Raw genomic sequence first — 1,080 nt, 5'->3', positions numbered from 1 at the left:
TTACTCGATGATTTTGGCTACGACGCCAGCGCCGACGGTACGACCGCCTTCACGGATAGCGAAACGCAGACCGTCTTCCATCGCGATGGTTTTGATCAGGGTAACAGTCATCTGAATGTTGTCACCTGGCATTACCATTTCAACGCCTTCTGGCAGCTCGCAGTTACCAGTCACGTCAGTAGTACGGAAGTAGAACTGTGGACGGTAGCCTTTGAAGAACGGAGTGTGACGACCGCCTTCTTCCTTGCTCAGAACGTAAACTTCTGCGGTGAACTTGGTGTGCGGCTTAACCGAACCCGGCTTAACCAGAACCTGACCACGCTCAACGTCGTCACGCTTGGTGCCACGCAGCAGAACGCCGCAGTTCTCGCCAGCACGACCTTCGTCCAGCAGCTTGCGGAACATCTCAACACCGGTGCAGGTGGTGGTGGTGGTGTCACGCAGACCAACGATTTCCAGGGCGTCCTGAACGCGGACGATACCACGCTCGATACGACCAGTTACCACGGTGCCACGACCCGAGATCGAGAACACGTCTTCGATTGGCATCAGGAATGGCTTGTCGATAGCACGCTCCGGCTCTGGGATGTAGCTGTCCAGAGTTTCCACCAGCTTCTTGACAGCGGTGGTGCCCATTTCGTTGTCGTCTTTGCCTTCCAGAGCCATACGAGCCGAACCGATGATGATCGGAGTGTCGTCGCCCGGGAAGTCGTAGGTGGACAGCAGGTCGCGAACTTCCATCTCAACCAGTTCCAGCAGCTCTGCGTCGTCTACCAGGTCAGCCTTGTTCAGGAAAACCACGATGTACGGAACGCCTACCTGACGGGACAGCAGGATGTGCTCACGAGTTTGTGGCATCGGACCATCGGCAGCCGAGCAAACCAGGATCGCGCCGTCCATCTGGGCAGCACCGGTGATCATGTTCTTCACGTAGTCAGCGTGACCTGGGCAGTCAACGTGAGCGTAGTGACGAATGTTCGAGTTGTACTCAACGTGCGCGGTGTTGATGGTGATACCGCGAGCTTTTTCTTCTGGAGCGCTGTCGATCTTGTCGAATTCAACTACGGCCGAACCGAAAAC

1 protein-coding gene is annotated in these 1,080 nt (G+C 56.1%); it reads right to left on the bottom strand.

What is annotated here, in order from left to right; genetic code table 11:
• Positions 1 to 1,080, bottom strand: a 1,080-nt coding sequence (tuf, locus tag M5B44_RS28765; protein WP_248741303.1) for an elongation factor Tu, incomplete at its 5' end; no start/stop codon positions are given.

Source organism: Pseudomonas sp. MWU12-2029 (genome assembly GCF_023242425.1).
In the GTDB taxonomy this organism is placed as follows: domain Bacteria; phylum Pseudomonadota; class Gammaproteobacteria; order Pseudomonadales; family Pseudomonadaceae; genus Aquipseudomonas; species Aquipseudomonas kribbensis.
The sequence above is the reverse complement of the archived record's forward strand: the minus strand, read 5'-3'. Positions and strand labels throughout refer to the sequence as shown.